The sequence below is a fragment of the Pragia fontium DSM 5563 = ATCC 49100 genome (assembly GCF_900112475.1).
In the GTDB taxonomy this organism is placed as follows: Bacteria; Pseudomonadota; Gammaproteobacteria; order Enterobacterales; family Enterobacteriaceae; genus Pragia; species Pragia fontium.
This window is the reverse complement of the sequence record NZ_FOLW01000007.1, coordinates 75,398-99,809: the sequence shown is the minus strand read 5'-3', so window position 1 is coordinate 99,809 and position 24,412 is coordinate 75,398. Positions and strand designations below refer to the sequence as shown.

The following is a 24,412-nucleotide window of genomic DNA, read 5'->3' as shown; positions in this document are numbered from 1 at the left end:
TAATCGCTATTTTACTATCACATTTACGCTATAGGTATTGATGAACAACCTGCCTATAATCAGCCTTCTAATAACTCCGAAGCTTAGAATGCGGCAATCATGTCATGAATATTGATTTGGCTCCTTACTTAAACCAGATGCAGCAGTGTGGCGTTCGTCGACTGTTTATTTTGAGTGGGCAGCCGGAATGGTGTCGGCAACAGGCGCTGCATATGACCGGTCAATATGACGGCGATTGGCTCTGGGTATCTGACAGTGTGTTATCTGATTACCCTTATCAACAGCGTAAATTCAGTGCGGTTAATACCTTATTGGGTGCTGAGTTTCGCCATTTGGTGTTTGATGCGACAGAAGGTCTGAATACGGAAGCACTGGCTGCGGTGTCCGGTACTTTGGCTGCGGGTAGCCTGTTGGTTATGTTATTGCCCGACTGGCAACGATGGCCTCAGATCGCGGATAACGATAGTCTACGCTGGTGTGAAACGCCCGACCCTATTAGTACACCGAATTTTATCCACCATTTTCAGCAACAGATAGCGGTGGATAATGACGTGCTGTTTTGGCAACAGGGTAAGGCATTCAGCGGCAAGCTGCTCGACAGACAGGAGGTATGGGCTCCACCGGATGGTGCTCCGGTTAAACAGCAGCAAGCTTTACTGGATAGTTTGTTGCAGGTTGAATCCGGCTACTATGCTTTGATTGCCGATCGTGGCCGGGGTAAGTCTGCCCTGGCGGGGATGTTAGCTGCACGATGGTCAGGAGACGGTCAATGCTGGCTAACGGCACCGACTCAAACTGCCACTGATACTTTACAGCGTTGGGCAACCGGACGGGTGACGTTTTTTGCGCCCGATGAATTGCTTGCCCGCTGCCAAATGGAAAAACCAACTCAGGTTGACTGGTTAATTATCGATGAAGCCGCAGCGATACCCACACCGCAGCTTGAGTGCCTGATGGCGTTTTTTCCTCGTGTATTAATGACAACCACCGTTCAAGGTTATGAAGGCAGTGGTCGAGGGTTTTTATTAAAGTTTTGTGCCGATTTACCTGATCTTAATTTACTGACTTTGCAGCAACCCATTCGTTGGGCGGATAACGATCCGCTGGAAAGAATCATCAGCCAATTATTGTTAATGGATGCTGAGAATAGCCTGAGCGAACGGCCAACTCAGTTACAACAGATCGTCAATGTGACTCAGCAGTCGTTAACAGAGAATCCAGCTCTACTTAAACAGTTCTACGGTTTACTCACCGGCGCGCATTATCGAACCAGTCCGTTAGACTTACGTCGGCTATTTGATGCGCCTGGGCTCTCTTTTAGCGCTGCTCTGGACGGTAAGCAATCGGTCATTGCTGCACTTTGGCTGGTGGATGAAGGAGGATTGTCGCCAGAACTTTGCCGAGAAGTATGGGCAGGACGGCGGCGGCCTCGAGGAAATTTAGTGGCACAATCTTTGGCGGCGCATGCTGCGGAATATTTAGCCCCTCAAATGCGCTCAAGCCGAATTACCCGCATTGCCGTTAGCCGTTCATTACGTCGGCAGGGCATTGCCCGCTCAATGATTATGCAACAGATAGAGCAGGCTAAAGGGCGTGGGCTGGACTATCTGTCCGTCAGTTTTGGCTATACCGAACAACTGTGGCTATTTTGGCAGGCGTGCGGTTTTGAGTTGATTCATATGGGCAGTCATAAAGAAGCCAGCAGCGGTTGTTATTCAGCCATGGCGATAGTGCCTTTTAGCCAGCGAGCAATTCGATTAGCTAAAAGAGCCAAACGGCAATTTCTGCTCAATCAATTGCTCTCTTGCGTTAAGTTGCACCACGTTAATGATATTGTGCCGACAGCGCTAGCCCTTGAGGATTGGCGTGAGTTAGCCGGTTTTGCTTTTGCCCATCGTTCGCTGGAAGCCAGTCAGGTTTCCCTTTATCGCTTGTTACGGCACCCGCAGGCAGAATGTGGCAGTTTGCGTCAGTTGCTGGAACAGCAAATCATGCCGGAAGTGTTGGTTAAGCAGTTACGATTGAGTGGGCGAAAAGCTTTGGTTCAGCTGTGGCGTAGTGAAGTTTCAACGGCGCTGTTCACGCTAAATGCTGAACAATTCACTTACTGGCAGCGCTGGGTTAACGCGCAAATACCAGTAAGCGATCGTATCGAGTAACTATTTCTTCTTATTGCGATCCCATTCTTCGTCTTCCTCTTTGTCCCAGGCCGCATTGTTATCTCGGTGAGGCGGAAGTTTAGAATTATCTTGCAGTGAGCGATTGTAATTCACTTTATACAGGGCTTTGATGCCATTAATAATCATGCCTGCCAGAATAATCAGGATTACCCACCAGTAGTCTGCGAGCCATTGCATCATGATACTCCGTCAATGTTGCTAATATAGCGTTCAAATATTTGCTCAAGGTGGCTGGAGAGCCACGCGTAGCCTGCAATGTCTTTATCTTTCCAGACTGATAACAGTAATTCTGGTGTCAGCATGTGTTCAGCCTGTTGTGCCAGCGGATAATAGCTAAGATGCCAGGGTTCCGCAGCAACACCGCCTTTGTCATCGGTAAAAGGACGATAAAAGCCATATGTATTCATATTAGCCGTTAACCAGCGAGTTAGCGGATAAAAGTAGCCGTTTTCTTCATATTCCCAAGGTTCGAGCTGGAGTTTTTGACCAATGGGTAACAGGTCAGGATCGTAAATATCCAGATCGGTTCCCCAATGGTGCCGGCTTGCCCCGGGCATGGCCGACCAACGTAAAATCGCGCAGCAGCGCTGTTGGTCGTCAAAATCAGTGATATCCAGCGGTTGGCTCATGGCATCCATCACCGGGCGCAATCCGTTGAATTTTTCATTCCAGATCGTTTGCTGTCTGGCAAAGTCACGAAAGGTACTGGCCGGTTGCAGGTTAAATCCTGCGGTTTTTGCCGCAGCTTGCATGGCAAGAAAAGCCTGAACGGCTTCTGCTTGAAGTCGATGATTACCCGACAGCGGAGTCAGGTGTGCATCGCTTTGACCCGTTAACATGGCGGTGGTGATCATACCAACAGCTGCTCCATGATTTTTTGATACATACGGCTGAGTAACTGCAAGTCAGAGGCTTTAACGCATTCGTTAACTTTATGAATGGTGGCATTAACCGGGCCTAATTCCACAACCTGAGTGCCCATCTGGGCAATAAAACGCCCGTCAGACGTGCCACCAGTGGTTAACAGCTGTGGCGTAGCCGCAGCGTAATACTCCACGGCATGGCTGACGGCGTCGACCAGCTTACCGCGCGGTGTTAAGAACGGTTTACCCGAAAGGTTCCACTCAATGGTATAACGCAACTGATGGCGCTCCAGCATAGCCTGTACTTTATGCATGATTTGTTCATGGGTAAGCTCAGTGCTGTAGCGGAAGTTGAACTGAATAAACAATTCGCCAGGAATAATATTGTTACTGCCGGTTCCTGCATGGATGTTGGCAATTTGCATGCTGGTTGCCGGGAAGAACTCATTACCGCGATCCCATTCGGTGCCGATCAGCTCATTAATAAATGGGGTAGCCCGATGAACCGGGTTATCGGCTAAATGAGGATAGGCAACATGACCTTGAGTACCGTGAATAGTTAGATTAGCGGTAATCGACCCACGGCGGCCATTTTTCACCACATCACCGACGCGCTCGGTACTGGAAGGCTCGCCAACCAAACAATAGTCCACTTTTTCTTTACGAGCGACCAGCATTTCAACAACTTTAACCGTACCGTTAACGGCGCTGGCCTCTTCATCAGAAGTGATAAGGAATGCCAAGCGTCCACTATGGTGTGGATTCGCGGCGACAAAGCGTTCTGCGGCCACCAGCATGGCGGCCAGCGAACCTTTCATGTCTGCGGCGCCACGGCCATACAGAAAACCATCCTGAATGGTGGGTTCAAACGGTGGTTGATGCCAATGGCTCTCATCACCGGTTGGAACAACATCGGTATGACCGGCGAAGGCCAACGTTGGACCACCGCTGCGCTCACCGCGCCAGGCCCAAAAATTCAGGGTATCGCCAACGTTGATCTCTTCCACGGTAAAGCCGATGGCTTTTAACCGGTCGATCATGATTTGTTGGCAGCCTTCATCATGTGGGCTAATGGACGGGCGCTTGATTAACTGTTGGGCTAAGGTAATGACCGGACAGAACATTATTTATCTCCGCCGGTAAACTGCTGATAGGTATCGGTAGAGAAGCCCAGCAGCATATTTGAGCCTTGCTCCAGAACCGGACGTTTAATAATTGACGGTTGTTCTAGCATTAGCGCTTTAGCACCAGCTTCATTGGATGCGGCGGCTTTTTGTTCATCACTCAGCTTACGCCAAGTGGTGCCTCTGGTATTTAATAACGCTTCCCATCCGAGCCCATCAATTAATCGTTGTAGTAATGCATCATCTAAACCATCGGCGCGATAATCGTGAAAACGGTATGTTATTTGATGTTCTTCCAGCCAGCGGCGGGCTTTTTTAATGGTATCGCAGTTTTTAATGCCGTAGAGGCTATACGTCGTTGTCAAAAGAGATTCCCTCGTCAATAAAATCGGTCAACCTGCCGCAAATCGGTGCATTCAGCAAACTGCTGACAAAAGCAGGGAGGATAGAGAGTAAATCTATCATTAATTTGTGCTGTAGGGAGAAAACAATTTTAAATTAACGAATGAATAAGATATGAAGCCAAGGTTACAGAGCGGTTTACCCACTAAGTAACATTGGTCAATAAGTTTAATTCATTTGTTTCCTAATTATTTTAGAAAAAACTGGTAGTTATAACAGGATGTATTATTTCCTCTGTCTCGCTAATATGAAAATATTAAACTTATTTTTGACAACAAATTGCTCAATCAACATTTCTTCACGTTATACTCGTTAGGAACTGTAGTTCCCTAATTTGCATTGATCGCAAATGATCTATAAGGACATAGAGTGAAGGATCAACTGATAAAAAAAGGTAAAGACCTGCTGGATGAACAACTTCAGGCTTACGGCCTGAGCGGTAGCTATGGTCGTTCAGATGCGGTTTCCAGCGGTTTCTCACAGCTGAATAATGGCATGAACCGTTACCAACTGGCCATTGATGGGCTATCGAGCTCTCTGTCGGTATTAAGCGTACAGGGTCGAGAGCACCTGAGTGAACCGTGGCAGTATGTCATTCAGTTTACCGCCCAGCACGGATTAACCATGGAGCAGGTGCTGAGCGAAAAAGCAGTATTTGCTTTGGCGCCGGGGGGCGTTAGCAGTCTGGGTGGTGTAGCGGGTCAGCTTAGTAATCAACTGATGTCAGCCTTTAACGCCTTTGGCGGTATGTTCAGCGATAAAATCGGTGGTGCGTTTAATGCGCCAACGGGTGGTTTCTCGATTAATAGCGTTAGTCAGATAGCTAATCAGGGACTGGGTATCGCCAATCAGGTCAGTTCGGCGGCAGGTAAGCTGGGCAATATGGCGAATTCTATTGGCGGTATTGCCGGTAAAGTGGGTTCCAGTTTGACCTCGCTCTCTTCTGTCGGCGGCATGGTCAGTTCCCTGACCGGTGGTGAAGGTGAACCCCGAGTGTTGTACGGTGTGGTTACCGCCTTTAGCCAACTGTCCACCTCTGCCGATGAAGCCCGCTATGAAATTACTTTATCTCCACGACTGGTGCTGTTAGACAATACCCTGAATAGCGCTATCTACCAGAACCAGACCGTACCTCAAGTGGTGGAGGCGGTACTGCGTAATCATGAACTGACCGGCGTCGATTTCCGCTTTGAGCTCAGCGATACCTATCCCATTAAAGAATATATCACCCAATGGCAGGAGAGCGACTTAGCCTTTATTCGCCGTCTGCTGGCGGACAGCGGTATCTGGTTCCGTTTTGAAACCCATGCTAAACATAGTTGCGATGTGGTGGCGTTTGGCGATTCAGAACAACAATATCAAGACGGCCCGACCACCGCCTATCGTCAGCCCTCGGGCAATAACGATAACGGTGTCGAATCGGTGTGGGATATGTCGATTTCCCACAAGACCGTGCCGCAAAGCGTATTAACTCAGGATTATAACTATCGCAATGCCCAGACCGGTATGAAGTCTGAGGTTAACGGTGCTCAGAAAGATAACACTACCCGCGGTCGCCAATACCTTTACGGTGAGCACTATCGAGATAAAGGCGAAGTCATTACCCGCGGTAATACGCAAGATGAACTGCTGGGTCAGTTCAGCAATATGTTACCCGATGGTTTGGCAGAGATGCCCAGCGTTAGCGGAGTAACGCAAAATATCGCGGGTCAGGCCAAAGGTACGATAGATAACGTTAGCGGTTCGCTGGGAGGACTAGCGGATAAAGGCGGCGAACTGCTTAATGGTTTGGCCGGCTCAGGTGAAGACAGTAGTGGCTCCAGTTCTGCAGAGCCGGATGCGGTGGGGCAAGGGGCTTGGTATGCTCGCTTGCGCCATCAGCGCTTTATGACCGAACAGATCACTATTCGCGGTAAAACCACCTTATCTCATCTGGCTCCGGGGCAGATATTAACCGTGACCGGCTCCCCGATTAATGAAGCGGGCAGCGGTATTCTGATTGTTTCAGTGGAAAGCACCGGTGACCGTCAGCAGGCTTATGTTATCAGTTTTACCGGTATTCCTTATGATGTGTTACGCCCTTATCGTCCTGAACGTTTAGTTTGGCCAATCATTAGCGGCACCTTGCCGGCTCGGGTGACCAGCCCGGATAATGACGCTTACGGCTATCTGGATGTGCAGGGACGTTATCGGGTGAAGATGGACTTTGACCTGAACGAGTCATGGCGTAAAGGGGAAGAAAGCCTGTGGATGCGTCTGGCTAAGCCGTACGCCGGTGAAACTTATGGCATGCACTTCCCGCTGCTCGATGGGACTGAAGTCGCCATCGCCTTTACCGAAGGTAATCCTGATCGGCCGTATATCGCTCACGGTATGCACGACTCACGCCACCCAGATTTAGTCACTGCCGCCAACCATAAACGCAACGTTATTCGCACCCCGGCCAATAATAAGCTGCGGATGGATGATGAGCGCGGCAAAGAACATATCAAAGTTGCCACTGAGTACGGTAAAACCCAGCTTAATCTCGGTCATGTGGTGGATGGCGAGCGTAAACAGCGGGGAGAAGGATTTGAGCTGCGCACCGATGAGTGGGGGGCGATTCGGGCGGATAAAGGACTGTTTATCAGCGCTGATGGACAGCCAACGGCACAGGGTGCAGTGAGAGAAATGGCGCAGGCGATGGATCAACTGGCCGCCGCCCATGCCCGAATGCAGGGGTTGAGCCACGCAGCGGAGCAGGCTCAAGCGCTGGTAGCCGAAATTGAGGCGCAAAAATCGCTGATAGAGCAGCGGCTAAAGGATTTAACTGCCAGAGTGATACTGGCCAGCGCACCGGACGGTATTGGTATTGCCAGCGGTGAGGATATGCAACTGGCGGCAGCACATAATGTCTATCTTACTGCTGGCAGTCATATGGATATCGGTGTGGGCAAAAAGTTGACGATAGCGACGGGTGATGCCATTAGTTTATTTGCCCAGCAGTCAGGGATGAAGCTGTTTGCCAATCAGGGCAAAGTCGAAGTGCAGGCGCAGAATGATGCCATGCAGCTGGCGGCCAAGCAGGATATGGAGATTACCAGCGTTGATAGCAAGGTATCTATGTCTGCCCGGCAAGAGCTGATATTAGTGTGTGGTGGCGCTTACATCAAAATATCGGGTGGGGGTATTGAGTTAGGGTGCCCGAACAATGTGACAGTTAAAGCGATCGCTTTGCAGAAAATGGGGGCGGCGCAGCTGGATAAAGATGGACAGCCGATGCCTATTGTTGAATATCGCTATGCTCCGCCGTCATCCAGTAAGTTTGACTTTTCAGTTTAGAACCTCAGGAATTTGTTGATAAGGATATGTTATGAGTGAGCTTACCCCGTTAAAAAAGTGGTCTCTGATTTTTAAAGAACGTCCGGACAAAGCGAATGTGAACGGTACGCCAACGGAAGAGAGCGCGGAAGGGGATGCGGATCCCGGTAAGATCATTCAAGAGCCTGAGGTTTATTATCAGCGATTAGCGGCGGCATCTAGCGGTTTTTATCCCATCAGCTTACATGGTGTGTGGCATGGTGGCATTCATTTTGACCAGTCGTCTGGCTTGAAGTGGACGATGTCGATATACAACCTTGCGGATGGTGAGGTTGTGGCGACGCGGATTAATGATAGCTATGTGAAGGTTAGTCAGGATGAATCACCGGTTTGTCTCTCTTCAGGTTTTGCATTAATACGTCATCGTTTGGAGCTTCCACCAGAACCTCCAGCGGCAAAGGAGGTTCCAGCTTCTGAGGCTGCACCTGACGCGGCAGCCACGCCGGATATGTCGGCAACGCCACCTGACACAGCCCCAACGCCTCAGGGAGAAACACGGCCTCCGGCGGGGGGGCCTGCTACGCCTCCGGCGCAACCCCCTTCAGAAACGCCATCGACAGAACCGGCGACTGCACCCGCCAGTAGCGAGCAGACTGCACCGCCACCACCCAGACCGGCACTGACGTTCTATAGTTTATATATGCATATGCTGCCGTGGAAAGCTCATTCACAGCAAGGGGTCACGCTGCCACAGTTTTGGGGTGCGTCGCAGTATCAGATCAAAGCGGATAAGAAAACGGACAAGTTGCTTGGGGTTCGTATACGACCAACGGCGGGTACGACGAATAAAATTGATAGTAAAAAAGTGCTCAGTGTCGTTGTCAGAGGAAGCGTGCTTCGCTTGGGGGAGGAATTAGCCTCTAACAAGAAGTACCGTAAGGTGGAAGAAATTATTAGCGGTAAAGCCTACCCTGAATGGGATGGAACAACGGAAGGATATTCGTATGTTCCTGAGCTGATTGCCGTTGAGGGACAAACCAACCATTGGTTTGTTGGTGAAAAGGCAAAAGATGCGCCGGAAGATACCACGGCCAAAGCGATTAAAGGTCAATATATTCGGGAAACGGCGGCTAATGGCTCGAAAATACTGGCGTTATTGTTGCCGGATAAAAAAGTTAAGCTGGGGGAAGTCAGCGGTATTCGCAGTAAGATAACAGCGCTGGAGTCGGCGGATTCGACGATACCGCCACTGCAGGCCGATGCAGACGGTAATTTACCGGGTTGGGTTGCCAGTTCCAATATGTCTATTGTCTCAACCGAACCGGAAAAACTGGATGAGATTCAGTTTCAGGAGCCACCTGCTGTAATAAAGGCCGGTGAGATCGTGGGTTATCCGGGAACACAGAATATAGTGAAGAGTGGTGAAAATCAGTATACCGGCGAGCCGGTTCTTCATTTGGAAGTGTTCAGCGCTGATGATGTACCTGCATTCGTGGCGCAAAGTAGGAATCTGGCCGACAAGCTGGCGGATAACCAGAAAACGCTGTTAAAAGTGGATGTGGGTACTCAGCTTGCGCAACCGTCCGCGACTGATACCGAGATCCCGGCGGGAGCTGATGTGGCGCTGGAAGCAGATTCGCCTAAGGATGGACGTTGGGCTAAGGCGAAAGCTGGATATGTTATTGAAGTGGATAAAAAGGACTTAGGGAAATACAACAGTGGGCAATATGCACTGGATGCGACACAGAAAAACGGGCTTGCAACAAAGGCAGGATTGAGTGAAGCGGCTAAAGCTAAAATGCCAAGTTCCGTTTTTTTTGTTAAGAAATTAGATGGAGAACAACGTGTCGTCAGTTTCTCACTGTCAGATGCGGAGGCTTGCTGGATACCTCGAGACCAACTGAATGAAGAGGGGCGTAGAAGCAGCACTGAAGCCGCTTTACCTGCCTGGAAAGCGTTCCCGTTAAAAGAGGCGGCGACTGATAGCCCAACCGTTGCTTTTATGCGTTTATTACCGTTATCCCAAATAAAGAAAGAGGATAAAGCCACCGATGGGCAAACGGTTTGGTGGTCTGTTTCTGCTGGTAACGAGCAGGGGGAAGATATTCAGGGATGGGTAAAAGAAGGCGGAACCGTCGTTCGTTGTTCCCCGTGGCACTGGCCGGGCTTTGAATTTATTGAAGAACAGAGTAAGCCCGCCGATCAGGCTGCGGCTAAAGAGGTTAATCAGGCAGAGGGCGAATCATCTGCTGATGCCGATCCTCAGAGAATTGGAAATTTGCGTATCCGTGCCGATCAGGCAGACAGAGGCGAACTACTGCAAAAGCTGCATGAGATTATTGATAGCCAGGGAACTAAAGACGGTCAATTGACGGTAGATGAATATCAAAAAGCGCTGGCAAAACCGTGGCTGGCAGAGCAAATGTCCAGACTGGTGGTGAAGTATGAAAGCGAATGGTACGCGGATGAAGGGTTAAGTAAGTGGGAAGAACTGTTTAAGGTTATCGACCCGCAAGATCAGCAAAGCCAGCATTGGGATGTAATGCGCAATAAGATTAAGGCGTTGATTTGGTATAAGGATGTGGCGGGTAAGGTTGGTTTGCCGGAGGATGGGAAGGTGTGGCATTTTCATCCGGTTGGGTTGGTGGGGGCAATGGGGAGAATAGGAGATTGGTTTGACATAGAAGAATTTATCACCAAATATAAAGAAATGCATTCTGTAATATTTGGATTCTATGATGGAGATACGAAAATTAAGATTTCCTCATTAAATAAAAAATCAGAGGACTCATTAAGAACACTTCTAAATGAGATGAAGAATCAATATTATAATTACTTTGATATTTTTAATGAAAAATTTATTTCATATATGTTATCTACGATAAGAATAGAGTCATATGATTTCACTAATGGGGTTTATTTTAAACCAATTAATGAAATTATTTCATATGAAAAAGCAGAGAGAGAATATGGTTCTGGTTCAACAGCAACTGATAAGAAGCGTAGAAGAGCAATATTAAATCACAATACTAATGTAGGTGATGGATATAAATATAGAGGGAGAGGTTTAGTTCAATTAACATGGAAAATTAATTATAAAAAGTTCATGAGGTTGACTGGCATAGATATTGTAACTAATCCTGATCTTTGTCTTGAAATAAACACCGCTGTTTCAATAATGATGAAAGGAATGCGTGATGGGAGTTTTAGAGAGGATCATACACTTGAGCGATATTTAGGTGAGGGAAAAAGTGATTATTTTAATGCAAGATTAATTATTAATGGATATAGGGATGGAATTCCTGATCGCGCTAATCACTTTGAAGATTATGCTATGCTTTTTGAAAAAATAATAAAAGAGGTAATGTAGAGTGAAGTATTTTATATCATTATTTTTTCTTCCGTTTTTAGTTTTTTCTGAGGATAATCTCGAGTATGTATCATGCTATGAAGAGTACAACTCATCTTGTGAGGTGATATTAGAAAAAGGTGCTGAATCAGAAGTAAATGATTACCCTGTTTATTTAAAGGAAAGAGTGACGGGAAATAAAATATTTTTATCACCAGAACAAAATACTACAATGGAAGGGGTGTCTTTATATCGAATTGATAATTCATATCTTCTTTTAAAAGAGTATTGGGGTGCAGGAAGAGGTGTTAACTTTATTAGATTTAAATTTAAAGATCATAGTTTAGATGATGCAGTAGTATTTAACATTGAAAGTCAGATTGATGTTTATTTAAAGAAAAGAAACTGGGGTGGGTATTATTGCGATTATTCATCAGGTACTTCATTTGATAATTCATTGCCACCACTTCATTCTATTTTTTTAGCTAACTGTAAGAAAAAAAATAAGTTTAATTTAATAAATAATGATTATATAAATAACGATGTGATTTTTTTCATATCACATTTATCTGATAATAATAAGACGAACTTGATAAAATTGATTGCGCTCGATTCAAAAGATTCTAATAATATTGATGTTGAGGACGTAGGGTGTATAGAAAACTGTTCTGACATAAGTAAGTCAGGTAATTTTATAGGGAAAATAAATAAAAAAATAAGAGTGAAACTTCATCTCGATTTTAAAGCTAGTGATACTTATGGTTATTATTACTATGATAAGTTTAAACAGAATATCAATCTCTCAGGTCGTCTAAATAATGGCGAGTTGATATTAAATGCCTATAAAGAAAATGGTGAATTGTTAGAGGTTTTTAATGGGATTTTATCTGATGGAAAATATAGTGGTTATTGGATTGATATGAAGACCAAGAAAAAATACCCATTTTCATTTTATCGAATGATTACACAATAATTATTGAGCAAGATGGCTTTAATCAGAAAAAACTTAGGTAGGAATGAATTTATGGTAGTGCTATAAATTTATTCAAAGTTTATCATGCTTAAAATTATATCCTCTTGATGTTGTTGGATTAACTAATATAATGAAAAAGTATTTATCATGCTTGATTCTTTTGTTTTCTTTTTCAGTTTTTGCTAATGATAGAGAAGTATTATTGTGTAAAAGTATAATAACAGACGATATAGTTACATTTAAAACTATATCTTATAAAGGTGGGTAATCTGTATTTATAGCAATAAATTAATTAAAAACGAGTTTGCAATCATATCTTTTTTACATAAGGTTAATGATAGCTATCGTGTTTTTGCATCAAATACATCATTTTTAAAGATTAATGATGTACGCTCGAATAGTGTTTTCTATGATATATCTAGCACTGGTGGTACTTCTTTCGAGGTTGCATATTCGTATCCCAATATCACTTATCTTGTAACTTTGATAAAAGATAAAAATAATCTTTATTTAAAAGAAGCATCAGAAACAATAATTTTACCTAGAACATATGGAGATGAAGCGGCAAATACATTGAATTTATCTGTAAATTCAGCTCTACTAGCTAATTTAAATTTTAGTAATGTTTCAGTTAATAGTTTATTTAAAAATATTAATTTAAACTTATCGGAAGGTGAGGAGGGGAAAGCTGTTATAAATATTGATAAAGCTTTTTTATATCATAATCCGAATGAAAAAAATAAAACAAAAATGTATTTAATTGCTGGTGATCTTGTCTCTATCATAGAGTATAGATCCAGTTGGTTATTGATTGATTATAAACGGTAGAATGGTGTAAACATAAGAAAATGGATAAAGATAGACTCTATATTATGAGATTTGATAAATCCTGCTATCTCCAAAAGCGTGTCGACTTAATTACTCGGTCATCTCATCATTCATTAATAAGCTTTATGCGCGAATTGGCTGGTAATGCGGGCTGCAATCGATATCTCTGTGGATTGATGTTGTTCGTTTTGTCTTGTTACGGACAAGCTACTCAACTTGGCGAGTATTTCGATTCTCTACCTGTTTTTGATAAAGTTTATTTTTTATGTGAAACAGATAAAGGGAAATACATCTCATTGTATGGAGGTTTAAATGCAGAGAAAAAGCCTATTTCGTTATTTTATACCTATGGCTATAAGAATAAACCTGAGATAATTTATCCGTCATCAACTTTGCATAATAACTTTTTGGCATTTGAATATCAATACTATAGTCGACCATTTACATCATATTTATTTATATCTTTTAACAATAAAGGATATAAATATACATTAAAAGATTCATTGGAAAATGATATTAAATCAGTAAGTTTAGGTGTTAAATCTATTGATAGAGATAAAGAACATAGTATTTTATGTAAGAAAATTATTGTTGATGAGCTGTATGCGATTGCTGATCGGTTACCTTGTAATAAAAAAGGAGATGGTCCATTTGTCTGTTTAGGTGACGATTAGACTATAAAAATAGTTCTGGCTATAATATTTTAAAAGTATGGACTAATATCTTTATGATTAATAAAATAAATATTTTTTTCTGGATAATAATACTTTTTCCTTTTTCTTGTGAATTATTGGCAGATAAAACATTAGTCGCTCCCAATGGTAATGAAATTATCTTTTCTGAATCACTTTCAGGTAAGAATATAGATAAAGATGCTTGGGGGCGGATTTTTTTTGCTAAAGGTAATCGTAAAATAGATATATCTCTTGATAAGCATATCTTCACTAAATCACAAGGGGGGCGATATTATACTTATTCTAACGATAACGTTATTTCTCCCACAGGAAATTATATCATTATTAATAGTATCTATGGGAGTATGTATCCAACACAAAGTGGTGGGGAAAAATATGTCGATAGAGCATATTGTAGTATTATTGATATGAATACTGGTTGTGTGGTTAGCGATCGCGATGGGGAAGTTTGCGGTTATAGTTGGGATAGGAATAAAGACTTAATTGTATCTTCATATCATGATAGTTTTGATTTTTTGTCTTCTAAAATGGCGGTAAATAAGAGTGGTGTCGATAGTGATTGGTCGGCTCAAGATATTAAAAATTTAACGCTATGTGATTCACCTAATCGCTCTAATATCGGTGCTTATTATTTATTAATATCAAAATTTAAAAAGGGTTCGGATCAGCAAAAAATAATTAAAAATACAATTGTAGACTGGACTAACGATTTAGTTAATGAGGCAACGGTATTAGATAAAACTTACCTTTATATTGAACCAAAAGAAAATAAAAAGAGTAAGATGTATTTACTAAAAAGTGATAAGGTGAAAGTTATTAGTTTATCTGATGATAATCAGTGGGTTTTTATTTCTTATGTATCTAATGAAAGCAATCCTATATTAGCATGGGTTGGTAAAAATTATTTAAGCGATTTTAGTCTGTAGATGTCAATCTATAAGTCTAACGACTGATGGATTAGTGCTAAAATAAAAAGTTATTTAATAATGGCTGATGTTGTTAAAGTGATTGGGGTTAATTCAGGTTGGGTTCATTTAAACTATAATAATGTTAATAAAGGAAATGTTATTGAAAGTTAGGTTGAGCAAAAGGAGATTAATCAAAATTTTACTTATTATAAGGGAGGAATTCCAAAACTCACTCATCATAGAGCTGAAATTTTATTAAGAGCAAAAAAAGAGTTTGGTTTGGAGTAATTGAATGAAATATAAATTTTTATCGGTTTTATCATTATTTATATCTTTTTCTGCTTGCTCATATAATGTTATTGAACGTTATGAGTTAAAAGGAAAAATTAAGAGTTATGATATCACTATGGTTTTAGCAGTGGATGGGAGTTCTGTAACAGGTTCATATATATATAATAAAAATAATAAGAACATTTCATTGAAGGGTAGCTATTCTGATGGAGTATTAAATTTATCTGAAAGTTACAATGGGCAAATAACAGGGAAAATAGATGCAGTAAGCTCAGGGGGGCATAGTTTTGATGGGGAGTGGATTGGGAGTAGAAAGTATAAGTTTAATGTAGAGAGAAGTTCCAAAAAGATAGATGAGATAGTTAGTCATTATAATATTTCAACATCTAATGATCTGAATAATGCTATATCAATTGATTTTGTTTTTTTAGATAATACTAGGCAGACTTTGAATATAAATATCATAGATGATGATTTTCAAGTTGTTATAGAAGATGTGAATTTTGATGGTTACCCAGATGTAAGAATTTCAGATAACAAAGGGGCTGCCAATGAAAGTTATTTTTATTATTTATATAATAAAAAGAGTAATAAATATGAAAAGTCAGATATTCTATCTTCGTATGTAGTTAACCCTACAGTTTTATATGTTGATAGAGCTGTTACTGGTTTTTCTCGTGACGGATGTTGTAATTATATTGTATCCATATTAAAAAATAATAAATTACAGAAAGCTAGTTATGATTATCAACGAGGAAAGGGGAAGTTAGAAATAATTAATATTAATGGTAAGGTTGTTAAAACCATTGGCATTGATAGAAAGGTTTTCGAAGCTGATTTCTTAGAAATTACAAATAGTAAGTTATAAATAGATATTAAATGGTTTTGCTGATTTTTTGTTGTGCTTTTTGTTAGTTAATGGCAGTTTAAATTTATATAAAATAAATATATTAATGAAGAGTGTGATTTTACGGTGAAAATAAATTAATGATAAGAAAAATGTTGTTAATATTATTTCGTGGATTGAGAATAATATAAATTCTATTCATTATAAAGCTTTTGTATATAATAATGGTGGAATTACATTCAATACCTATATTGGTAATGATAAAAGTTTGAAAGGATACATGGTTACTCCGATTTAGGGAATATATTCACATATAAGAATGCATCTTTAATTAAGCAATATTTATATAATAAATTTGCCATTGAAAGCAGAGGCGAAAAATGTTCTTTAAAATAATTTCTTGTCATCTATCGGTAAGATATATTCAAACATTGGAACGTAATAATAAAATACTTAAAACAGGCTGTAATCGATATCTCTGTGGGTTGATGTTGTTCGTTTTGTCTTGTTACGGACAAGCTACTCAACTTGGCGAGTATTTCGATTCTCTACCTGCTTTTGATAAGGTTTATTTGCTATGCGAAACAAAAAATAATAAGTATGTTGCTTTATATGGCAATGTAGATAAAGAAAGTAAGCCAATATCCCTTTTTTATGTTTATGGTGGAAAAAATAATCCTGAACTAATCTATCCATCTTTAGATTATCAAGATAAGAAAATTCCCTTTGAACATAGATATTATACTCGGCCTTTTACATCATATCTTTTTATTCTTTTTAGAAATCAGTCATTCTTATATACATTAGGATATGAGTGGGAAAAAGGAAAGGAATCACTATATTTAAATGTTATATCTTCTGATAGTGGTAAAGAATATTATTTCCCATGTAAAAAAGTTAAAGTGAATGAGCTATCTCAAATTGCAAAATACTTATCCTGTAATCGGACTAAGGATGAGGCAATGGGGTGTTTATCTTCTAAAGAAAGTCTGGGGCTATAGGATGAAACTTAAGTCTTTTGTGTTTTTTTCTTGCTATCTGTATATAGTGATATTAGTGCAAAGAGTAGCAATATTCCTCATTCCCCGGTTATGGTGGAAAGACCTGGTGGAAAAGCGCTGATGTTATTTATTCCATCCTCATGTGAAGATATGGCTAAACAGGATTGCGTTAGCTTATATAGCCTAAACTTAAAAAATAACAAATTAAATTTCGTTTTGAATTTAGGTCAATGGAAAATTACTTCTGTATTTTCAGTCAATATTCCAGAGCAGTCGATGTACGTATTGTCTAGATATAAATCTGATATTCAGCAAGTAAGTAGATATTATTATAGAGCCCTGCGATTTGAGGTGATAGAAAGTAAAAAGGGTGTTTATATCGACTTTTTTCCAAGAGAACCACAAGTCGATATATTTAACTATTGTTTTGACGGAGTTAATGAGACAGGAACTTATGCCCATATAAAGATGCTGAATCAATAAGGAAAGCATTAAGAAGTATGTGCCATAAGTAATTAGTTATAGAATAAAATGAATTATTGAAGGTGTTACACAAACCGTAATGGTGATAAAGATATTTAACAGAGCAGCCATTTGATTTAATCTATACTGGAAAAATATACTAAATATAGAATTAGGACTTAACTACATGATGTATGTATTTAATGGAATTTCAATTATATTTGCTTTATTAATGGTAACGTTATCTGCTGTATATGCCGATGAGCAAAGTAAAGAGTTTTACGATTTTGATGGCGATGGCATTAATGACAGCATTATCCAAAGTAGAGTCAATAATGTATTACACCTATCAATTTATATGTCATCTATAAATAAGAATCTAACTTATGAGATAACACCTCCAGATGATAACAATTTTCCTGTAGTTCATAGTAGTTATAAATTTGATGAGATTGAAGTTGATAGCACTTATTATAGTCGTCAAGGGCAAGTTTATTCACAGGTTTATAAATGGGTACCGGATAAAAAACAATGGCTATTGGTCAGCGTTATTACTGGAGAGAGGTCAGATCCTATCTCAGGAATATTTACCCCGTCATTAGAAATTGAGCGGGTATCATGTTGCAGAAAAATTGGTGAAAACCAGCATTCTATTAGTTATAAATCTAAATCGGATGTAAAAAATGAAATTAATAATGAACTCAAGAAAATATCTGATTTATTAAAAGAAAATAAAAGTGAACATGCAATTAAGAGTATTAATATATACAGTGCTGCTGAATATGTAACGACTATTAATGATAGCAATGTGGTGTTACTTAATGACTTGGCTTTCTTTTTAGCTAAAAAAGATAATATTGCAAGTGCAATTATACTTAAAGATATAGTTGATCAATATCCATCAAGAGTTGTGGCTAAGCTGAATCTTGCTGATGTATATTGGGAATTAGGGAAGGATTATAACCATTATGATAAAGCTCGTACTTTATATAAAGAATATAAAAATGAAATGATAGAAAAAGGTTTAAATAAAAACATTCCTAAGAGAGTTTTTTTACGTGAGAATTAATATTAGCTATGATTTTAATCTGACAAATCTTAGTTATATATTGTCTTCTTCATTTAATTAACCAACAACACCCGACCATAATAAATCGAACCCCTCTCGCAAGCGGTTCGATTTATCTCTTCACTTCACCGTAAATCCAATTTACTGACTCTTCCGCTCCAAATACATCACCGTTGCCGCAACGCGTGAACGTACATTTAACTTACGCAGCATATTACGGATATGCACTTTTACCGTTTCTTCGGAGATATGTAAGTGCGAGGCAACCTGTTTGTTCGACATACCCCGAGCGACTTCCTGTAATACATCGAGTTCACGTTCGGTCAGTGATTCAAATGGATCGCTTTGGTCATCACGGGTCGCCAGATATTCCAGGATAATATCGCTGAATACGTTTTCACCATTAGCCGCCTGAAGGATTTTTTCCAGCAGCAGTTCTGGTTCACTGTCCTTTAACAGATAACCGTCAGCGCCGGCATCCAACAGCGCATAGATATCGCTGCGAGAATCCGACACGGTAAGCACAATAATTCGGGCGGCAATACCTTCATTACGCAGTGCTTTCAGCGTATCCAGACCCGACAGACCTTTCATATTCAGATCGAGTAAAATTAAATCTGGCAGCAACTGACAAGCGAACGTTACCGCTTCATTACCATTGCTGGCTTCGGCCACAATATTTAGTGAAGGTTCCAGCTCAAGTAACTGGCGCACTCCACGGCGCATTAATGGATGATCGTCCACGATCAAAATATTACATAGTTCTTGCACTGATATTACCCCACTTTAAAATTTGCTAGAGAATGTTGGCTCAAATAAGCTCGATTATTATTGTTTTTATTTACTTTTCATTGCTGAGGGAAGATAAGACGCACACAAGTGCCACCTTCCTCCTGCCGGCTAATCGCCAGGGTTCCGCCTAAACGGCAAGCCCGTTCACTCATAATATTAAGTCCATAATGACCTTCCGGTTCATCAAGACTTTTGATACCCATGCCATCATCAATAATGGTAATTAAGTTATAGCCATCCTTAGTCGATTCACAATTTACATAAATGTTTTTTGCCTTAGCGTGCTTAATTGCATTAAGCGTCGCTTCCCTGACGATCTGTAGCGCGTGTACCTGTTGCTGTGCATTTAGAGCCTGAGATGATAGTGCGCAATGTATATGAATTGGCACTTCAGTCTGCGCCTGTAAAGGCGTAATTAATTGATTAAGCGCTTCATGCAGGTCTGCCTCTTGTATTGTTAGCCGAAATGTCGCTAACAGTTCTCGCAGCTGTCGATAGGCGCTGGATAGAGCCTGATCAAAATCGGCAATAACTACCATCGCTCTATCATTATTACTGGGAACAACCCTTTTTAGCAAGGTAAGTTGAATTCTCAGGAAAGAGAGGGACTGGGCCAGTGAATCGTGTAATTCACGTGCAATAGTTGCTCGCTCTTCCATCAGCAGTACTTGTAAGTAGCGTTTTTGTGCCCGATTAAAATAGATACCGCGGCTCAGAATATTGCCAACGTTACCGATTAATTGTGGATGAACCGCATCTTCATCGGCACATTGCCAGCTAAGCTTACCCAAGATCTGCTCATCTTGCTGGAGGACCAGATGATGCCAATCCCTGCTGTTATCTTCTTTACCTTCTTCCAAGACCCAGCGACCTTCACCGCTGTCCTGAACTTCCAAACGAATAATGACCAGATTTTCACTATTACACACGATATGCAGCACTTGCTCAAAGCACTGTCGGTCAACCTGACTGACGCTCAGAGCTTGCAGACAGTCATATAATACGCCTAACGAGCGGTTAGCCTGTGTGAGCTTAACGGTTTTTTCTTCCACCTTTTCTGCCAGCGACTGATAAAGTTTGGCCAAATCGGAAGACATGGAGGTAAAGGCGTTGGCTAATACCCCAAGCTCATTGGGCTGAGTGGTATCAAGGGGCTGATGGTCAAAATGTCCAGTTTGAATATAGTGGCTGGCGGCAACCATTTGATTGAGCGGAGCGACGATTTTACGTCGACTAAAGTGAATAACGAAAAAAACTAATCCAATAGTCAGCAGAAAACTGGCAATACTGATGGTTCCGGCTGTTTTTAGCTTTAACTCGGAAAAAATCTGAATCGCCAGAACAAATTCATTGATTTGGTTTACATATTCAGCCAATTGGCTGATATACATATCACCGTTACCCTGATTGAGCTCATATTCCAGTATTTTCCAACGATCTAACAGGGTTTGATATTTTAGCTGGATATCATGGGGAAAATAGAATGAATCGATCTCTTTTAATGCCGGAGCATTAAGCGACATATCATATTGGCGAATATGAGAGTTCAGATAGGGTGAATTGGTGGTTAAGTCGTAGGCTAAACGATAGCTTTGCATGCGCAGTGAGCCAGATATATTGATGGCTTCTGCATCCGTGCGGCTGGCTGCCAGCGTCACCAATGCCAGTCCAGTAGATAAAATAGACAGAATCACAATAGCAATGAGCATACGGGCAATGCTGCTGGTGACGGAACGTTTAACGAAGAGCATAATACCTCAGAATACTAAACTGCATTAATTTGTGCCTCTGAACTTTTGTGTTTAACAAACGGGTTGAAATGATTATTTTGCCGTGTTTCATTAAAAAATACCCGAATAAAGCAGCGATCGATTAGACTATTTATCTAAAAATAGCGTAAATCAATTGAGCTAGATCAATTAACCTATCGATTTACCCCTTAAGGGTAATTATATACCTACCCCTCAACGATTAACTTACTCTGGCCGAAGTTTTAGGCAAATTGGTCGTATAATTAGCCTGAGACAAAAGATAAGTGTTTAAGATGTTCCTCCTGAGTGAGTGGAGTTAGCCAGCATGTCAATTTTATCGAGACGGAATCTGTTACGTGGTCAGTGGCGTCGTAGCTCTGCCATCAGACCGCCGTGGTCGATAGAAGAACAGCGGTTTGTTGATGGCTGTACCCGTTGCCATGCCTGTGTTGAAGCGTGTGAAACCGGGGTTATTATCGTCAGTAACGCTCGGGCTTTTCCAGAGATTGATTTTCAACGTGCGGAATGTACGTTTTGCGGCCGTTGTGCGGAAGTTTGTCCTGAGCCGCTGTTTAGGCCGCTGGAGACTCAACCCTGGCAGCGTATCGCGGTGATTAATCAAACTTGCTTAACTTATCAGGGGGTAACCTGCCGAAGTTGTCAGGACGTTTGTGAACCCAACGCAATTAAGTTTCGGCTTCGTTTGGGAGGAACTGCCCAACCGGAGTTAGATCAGCAGAGTTGTACTGGCTGTGGGAGCTGTGTCCGAAGCTGTCCGGTTCAAGCAATAACCACCCGTGAGAGTGATAAAGATAATGACGGAAAAGAGTGACTGGCACGTTTGTAGTTTGATTGTTCAGGTTAAGCCTGAGGATATTTCCACAGTAAGTGAAGCATTGTGTGCATTACCGGGAACAGAGATTCCCGGAGTGAACGAGAAAGAAGGCAAGTTAATTGTAGTTATGCAGGCAGACAATTCAGATGTGCTGTTTGCCCAAATTGAGTCAGCACGAGATATAGCCGGTGTGTTGGCGGTGTCGCTGGTTTATCACCAGCAAGATGAGCAAGGTGAGGATACGCCATGAAACTCAGTCGTCGAGACTTCATGAAAGCAAATGCAGTTACCGCGGCCGCGGTCGCTGCAGGAATGACTATCCCAACGGTTGCGGTTGCAGCTGAAGGGGATTCATCAATTAAGTGGGATAAAGCCCCGTGCCGTTTCTGTGGTACCGGATGTAGCGTTCTGGTCGGTACTCAAAATGGCCGAGTGGTTGCTTCTCAGGGTGACCCAGATGCGCCGGTTAACCGCGGTTTAAACTGTATCAAAGGGTATTTCCTGCCTAAAATCATGTACGGAAAAGACCGTTTGACCCAACCATTACTGCGCATGAAAAATGGCGAGTACAGTAAAGACGGTGAGTTTACCCCGGTAAGTTGGGATAAAGCTTTCACTGTGATGAGTGAAAAGTATAAGAAAGCCTTTAAAGAACAAGGGCCGAACGGTGGCGGTATGTTTGCTTCCGGTCAGTTCACCATTTGGGAAGGTTATGCTGCAGCGAAACTGTTTAAAGCCGGTTTCCGCTCAAATAATATCGACCCTAATGCTCGTCACTGTATGGCAACAGCGGTTGTTGGTTTTATGCGTACCTTTGGTATGGATGAACCGATGGGCTGCTATGACGATATCGAACATGCGGATGCCTTCGTGTTATGGGGCTCAAACATGGCGGAAATGCACCCGATCCTTTGGTCTCGCATTACCGATCGCCGTTTGTCTAATCCAAATGTCAAAGTTGCGGTGATGTCTACTTATGAAAACCGTAGCTTTGAATTGGCAGATAACCCGATTATTTTCAAACCGCAAACCGATCTGGTGATTCTGAACTATATCGCTAACTATATTATTCAGAATAATGGGGTTAATCAGGACTTCCTTGATAAACACGTTAATATTCGCCGTGGTGAAACGGATATCGGTTATGGCCTGCGTCCAAATCACCCGCTAGAAAAAGCAGCGAAAAACCCTAACAGCGACAAATCAACGCCAATGACGTTTGACGAATATAAAGATTTCGTTGCTGAGTATACGCTAGAGAAAACCGTTGAAATGACCGGTGTACCGGCAGATTCACTGGTTGCGCTGGCGAAGCTGTATGCCGATCCAAATGTGAAAGTGGTTTCCTACTGGACCATGGGCTTTAACCAGCACACTCGTGGTGTGTGGGCAAATAACCTGTGCTACAACATCCATTTGCTGACCGGTAAAATTTCAACGCCAGGCTGCGGCCCATTCTCACTAACCGGTCAACCATCTGCCTGTGGTACCGCACGTGAAGTAGGTACCTTTGCCCACCGTCTGCCAGCAGATATGGTGGTGACAAATGAAGCCCACCGTAAAATTGCTGAAGAAAAATGGAAACTGCCGGAAGGTACCATTCTTGGCTCCCTTGGTTTACACGCCGTTGCTCAGGACCGTGCTCTGAAAGACGGTACGTTGAACGCCTACTGGACCCTGTGTACCAACAATATGCAGGCTGGTCCAAATATTAATGAAGACCGTATGCCGGGCTGGCGCGATCCACGCAACTTCGTGGTGGTTTCCGATCCGTATCCAACCATCAGTGCATTGGCTGCCGACCTGATTTTACCGACCGCGATGTGGGTGGAAAAAGAGGGCGCTTATGGTAACGCCGAGCGTCGTAGTCAGTTTTGGCGTCAACAGGTGCAAGCTCCGGGTGAATCTAAGTCTGACCTGTGGCAAATCGTTGAGTTTTCAAAATACTTTAAAACTGACGAAATGTGGCCGGCAGAGCTATTAGACAAGAACCCAGAGTACCGTGGTAAAACACTGTACGAAGTGCTGTTCGCTAACGGTCAGGTGAATAAATTCAAACTGGATGAATTGGCTGAAGGTCAGCTTAATGATGAATCCCGTGAATTAGGTTACTACCTACAAAAAGGTCTGTTTGAAGAGTATGCAGCGTTTGGTCGCGGTCATGCTCATGACCTGGCAAACTTTGATGATTATCATAAGGCGCGCGGTCTGCGTTGGCCAGTGGTTGATGGTAAAGAGACGCTGTGGCGCTATCGTGAAGGTTATGACCCGTATGTTAAGGCTGGCGAAGGCGTTCGGTTCTACGGTAAGCCAGATGGTAAAGCGGTTATTTTTGCCCTGCCATACGAACCGGCAGCAGAGAGCCCGGATGAAGAGTTCGACCTGTGGTTATCTACCGGCCGAGTTCTGGAGCACTGGCATACCGGTTCGATGACCCGTCGCGTGCCGGAACTTCATCGTGCATTCCCTGAATCGGTACTGTTTATTCACCCTCAGGATGCCCAAAAGCGCGGTATGCGCCGTGGTGACAAGGTGAAGGTCCAGTCTCGTCGCGGTGAAGTGGTGACCATTGTCGAAACCCGTGGTCGTAACCGCGTACCTCAAGGTTTGGTGTATATGGCGTTCTTTGATGCTGCACAGTTAGTTAACGTATTGACGTTGGATGCAACCGATCCATTGTCAAAAGAGACTGACTACAAGAAATGTGCAGTCAGAGTCGTTAAGGCCTAGGGTAGGTAGGGC

20 protein-coding genes are annotated in these 24,412 nt (G+C 42.3%); 14 read left to right on the top strand and 6 right to left on the bottom strand.

Features of this window, described 5'->3' with window-relative positions; translation table 11 throughout:
• Positions 1-104 precede the first annotated feature (104 nt).
• Positions 105-2,159, top strand: coding sequence for a tRNA(Met) cytidine acetyltransferase TmcA (locus BMZ28_RS11420; protein ID WP_248296101.1), 2,055 nt, complete (start codon positions 105-107; stop codon positions 2,157-2,159).
• Here BMZ28_RS11420 and BMZ28_RS11415 read toward each other — a convergent pair whose 3' ends face one another.
• The 4 genes from BMZ28_RS11415 to BMZ28_RS11400 are packed head-to-tail and all read right to left on the bottom strand — an operon-like array spanning position 2,160 to position 4,532.
• Entirely contained in the window at positions 2,160-2,357 is a 198-nt protein-coding gene (locus BMZ28_RS11415) for a YpfN family protein (protein WP_047781647.1), read from the bottom strand. It lies immediately after the preceding gene.
• Positions 2,357-3,034: a M15 family metallopeptidase gene (locus BMZ28_RS11410; RefSeq protein WP_074823333.1), complete on the bottom strand. Its 678-nt coding sequence runs from the start codon at positions 3,032-3,034 to the stop codon at positions 2,357-2,359. The genes BMZ28_RS11415 and BMZ28_RS11410 overlap by 1 nt, the downstream gene beginning before the upstream one ends.
• Positions 3,031-4,167 carry a succinyl-diaminopimelate desuccinylase gene (gene dapE, locus BMZ28_RS11405; RefSeq protein ID WP_074823330.1) on the bottom strand — a complete coding sequence of 379 codons (1,137 nt, stop codon included), beginning with the start codon at positions 4,165-4,167 and terminating at the stop codon, positions 3,031-3,033. The genes BMZ28_RS11410 and dapE overlap by 4 nt, the downstream gene beginning before the upstream one ends.
• Positions 4,167-4,532: an ArsC family reductase gene (locus tag BMZ28_RS11400; protein WP_047781644.1), complete on the bottom strand. Its 366-nt coding sequence runs from the start codon at positions 4,530-4,532 to the stop codon at positions 4,167-4,169. The genes dapE and BMZ28_RS11400 overlap by 1 nt, the downstream gene beginning before the upstream one ends.
• A gap of 406 nt (positions 4,533-4,938) precedes the next feature.
• On the opposite strand from BMZ28_RS11400, the gene BMZ28_RS11395 reads away from it, so the two are divergent.
• The 10 genes from BMZ28_RS11395 (at position 4,939) to BMZ28_RS11350 (ending at position 18,292) form a co-directional block, all read left to right on the top strand.
• Complete coding sequence (locus BMZ28_RS11395) at positions 4,939-7,890, top strand: type VI secretion system Vgr family protein (protein ID WP_074823328.1); 2,952 nt, start codon at positions 4,939-4,941, stop codon at positions 7,888-7,890.
• Positions 7,891-7,921: 31 nt separating this feature from the next.
• A complete protein-coding gene (locus BMZ28_RS11390) occupies positions 7,922-11,239 on the top strand; it encodes a hypothetical protein (RefSeq protein ID WP_074823326.1) in 3,318 nt (1,105 codons plus the stop codon).
• Between the two features lies 1 nt (position 11,240).
• Positions 11,241-12,191 carry a hypothetical protein gene (locus BMZ28_RS11385; RefSeq protein WP_074823322.1) on the top strand — a complete coding sequence of 317 codons (951 nt, stop codon included), beginning with the start codon at positions 11,241-11,243 and terminating at the stop codon, positions 12,189-12,191.
• Between the two features lie 483 nt (positions 12,192-12,674).
• Entirely contained in the window at positions 12,675-13,019 is a 345-nt protein-coding gene (locus BMZ28_RS11380) for a hypothetical protein (protein WP_136655893.1), read from the top strand.
• Between the two features lie 20 nt (positions 13,020-13,039).
• Positions 13,040-13,693: a hypothetical protein gene (locus BMZ28_RS11375; protein ID WP_074823316.1), complete on the top strand. Its 654-nt coding sequence runs from the start codon at positions 13,040-13,042 to the stop codon at positions 13,691-13,693.
• A 53-nt stretch (positions 13,694-13,746) separates the two neighbouring features.
• Positions 13,747-14,640, top strand: coding sequence for a hypothetical protein (locus tag BMZ28_RS11370; protein ID WP_074823313.1), 894 nt, complete (start codon positions 13,747-13,749; stop codon positions 14,638-14,640).
• Positions 14,641-14,914: 274 nt separating this feature from the next.
• On the top strand, positions 14,915-15,781 hold the full coding sequence (locus BMZ28_RS11365) for an XAC2610-related protein (RefSeq protein WP_074823310.1): 867 nt from the start codon (positions 14,915-14,917) through the stop codon (positions 15,779-15,781).
• Between the two features lie 359 nt (positions 15,782-16,140).
• Positions 16,141-16,761 carry a hypothetical protein gene (locus BMZ28_RS11360; protein ID WP_047781638.1) on the top strand — a complete coding sequence of 207 codons (621 nt, stop codon included), beginning with the start codon at positions 16,141-16,143 and terminating at the stop codon, positions 16,759-16,761.
• Between the two features lie 150 nt (positions 16,762-16,911).
• Positions 16,912-17,244, top strand: coding sequence for a hypothetical protein (locus BMZ28_RS11355; protein ID WP_126467887.1), 333 nt, complete (start codon positions 16,912-16,914; stop codon positions 17,242-17,244).
• Positions 17,245-17,410: 166 nt separating this feature from the next.
• Entirely contained in the window at positions 17,411-18,292 is an 882-nt protein-coding gene (locus BMZ28_RS11350; RefSeq protein WP_074823305.1) for a tetratricopeptide repeat protein, read from the top strand.
• 141 nt (positions 18,293-18,433) lie between these two features.
• On the opposite strand, the gene narL is transcribed toward BMZ28_RS11350, so the two are convergent.
• Positions 18,434-19,063: a two-component system response regulator NarL gene (narL, locus tag BMZ28_RS11345; protein WP_074823301.1), complete on the bottom strand. Its 630-nt coding sequence runs from the start codon at positions 19,061-19,063 to the stop codon at positions 18,434-18,436.
• 77 nt (positions 19,064-19,140) lie between these two features.
• Positions 19,141-20,835: a nitrate/nitrite two-component system sensor histidine kinase NarQ gene (gene narQ / locus BMZ28_RS11340; RefSeq protein ID WP_047781634.1), complete on the bottom strand. Its 1,695-nt coding sequence runs from the start codon at positions 20,833-20,835 to the stop codon at positions 19,141-19,143.
• A gap of 325 nt (positions 20,836-21,160) precedes the next feature.
• On the opposite strand from narQ, the gene napF reads away from it, so the two are divergent.
• The 3 genes from napF to napA are packed head-to-tail and all read left to right on the top strand — an operon-like array spanning position 21,161 to position 24,400.
• The gene (napF, locus tag BMZ28_RS11335) at positions 21,161-21,667 is read left to right on the top strand and encodes a ferredoxin-type protein NapF (protein WP_047781633.1); all 507 of its coding nucleotides are present in this window, start codon (positions 21,161-21,163) and stop codon (positions 21,665-21,667) included.
• Complete coding sequence (gene napD / locus BMZ28_RS11330; protein ID WP_074823299.1) at positions 21,651-21,920, top strand: chaperone NapD; 270 nt, start codon at positions 21,651-21,653, stop codon at positions 21,918-21,920. The genes napF and napD overlap by 17 nt, the downstream gene beginning before the upstream one ends.
• Complete coding sequence (napA, locus tag BMZ28_RS11325; RefSeq protein ID WP_074823294.1) at positions 21,917-24,400, top strand: nitrate reductase catalytic subunit NapA; 2,484 nt, start codon at positions 21,917-21,919, stop codon at positions 24,398-24,400. Before napD ends, napA begins: the two co-directional genes overlap by 4 nt.
• The last annotated feature ends 12 nt before the right edge of the window (positions 24,401-24,412 follow it).